The organism is Corynebacterium sp. HMSC072D12 (assembly GCF_001813925.1).
GTDB lineage: Bacteria > Actinomycetota > Actinomycetes > Mycobacteriales > Mycobacteriaceae > Corynebacterium > Corynebacterium aurimucosum.
In genome coordinates, this window is sequence record NZ_KV814397.1 from 1 (window position 1) to 1,659 (window position 1,659).

The 1,659-nt window shown below is 51.1% G+C and carries 1 rRNA gene; it reads right to left on the reverse strand.

From position 1 onward, the window contains the following. Window positions 1–1,263: ribosomal RNA gene (locus HMPREF2943_RS05285) — 23S ribosomal RNA — on the reverse strand; the annotation flags it as partial. Window positions 1,264–1,659: the final 396 nt, after the last annotated feature.

Consider the following 1,659-nt stretch of genomic DNA (forward strand, 5'->3'; position numbering starts at 1 on the left):
AAAAAAGTTTGCCGCGGCTTCGGCGGTGTGCTTGAGCCCCACTACATTGTCGGCGCAGGACCACTCGACCAGTGAGCTATTACGCACTCTTTCAAGGATGGCTGCTTCTAAGCCAACCTCCTGGCTGTCTTCGCGATCCCACATCCTTTTCCACTTAGCACACCCTTAGGGGCCTTAACCGGCGATCTGGGCTGTTTCCCTCTCGACTATGAAGCTTATCCCCCACAGTCTCACTGCCGCACAACACAATTGATGGCATTCGGAGTTTGGCTGACATTGCTAAGATTGTAGTCCCGCTCAACCAACCAGTAGCTCTACCTCCACCAAGCTACATGCGACGCTGCACCTAAATGCATTTCGGGGAGAACCAGCTATCACGGAGTTTGATTGGCCTTTCACCCCTACCCACAGCTCATCCCCGCAGTTTTCAACCTACGTGGGTTCGCGCCTCCACAGCATCTTACTACTGCTTCACACTGGCCATGGGTAGATCACCCCGCTTCGGGTCCAGGACACGCCACTAAAACACCCCATTAGGATTCGGTTTCCCTACGGCTACCCCACACGGGTTAACCTCGCGACATGCCGCTGACTCGCAGGCTCATTCTTCAAAAGGCACGCCATCACACAACAAAAAGTGCTCTGACGGATTGTAAGCACATGGTTTCAGGAACTATTTCACTCCCCTCCCGGGGTACTTTTCACCATTCCCTCACGGTACTCATACACTATCGGTCACACTGAGTATTTAGGCTTACCGGGTGGTCCCGGCAGATTCACAGCAGATTCCACGAGCCCGCTGCTACTCGGGCAACCCAACAACCCATGCATTGCAGCCTTCAACTACGGGACTATCACCCTCTACGGTAGGCGTTTCCACACCACTTCACCTAACAACAACACACAAGCACGATGATGGTAGTCACCGTCCATTGGGGCCCACAACACCGCACACACAACCCCTACCAAGTATCACATGCACACGGTTTAGCCTCATCCACGTTCGTTCGCCACTACTAGCAGAATCATATTTTATTTTCTTCTCCTACGGGTACTGAGATGTTTCACTTCCCCGCGTAAACCCCCACAACAGCTATGAATTCACTGAAGGGTAACACCCCATAACAGGTGCCAGGTTTCCCCATTCGGACATCCTCGGATCAACGCTTTATTGACAACTCCCCGAGGCTTAACGCAGCCTTACACGTCCTTCATCGGCTCAGCATGCCAAGGCATCCACCATGCGCCCTAAATAACGAACACACAACCAACAAGGCAACCACCACAAAAGCAGCAGAAGACAATGCTGGTGTGAACACACAAAACACAAAAGAACAAAGAAATCACACAAACCACAACCCACCACCAACACACGCACAAAGCACGTATCAGCAGCAAGCACATGGTTTAATGCTCGCGTCCACTATACAGTTCTCACACAACACCCCACACCAGCCCAACAACCAGAACATTAAGCACTCCGACCATCAAGCTCATGTGGGTTAAACAACCAGGGAACAATGCCCCAGACACCCAACAATGCACCACGTACTTTTAAAAAATGTTAGTCAACCATTCTGGTTAAGATGTATCTCCACCCGATTAACAATACGGTGGCAGCAAAACAATCGTTCACTCAACCACCACGCACATGAAAAA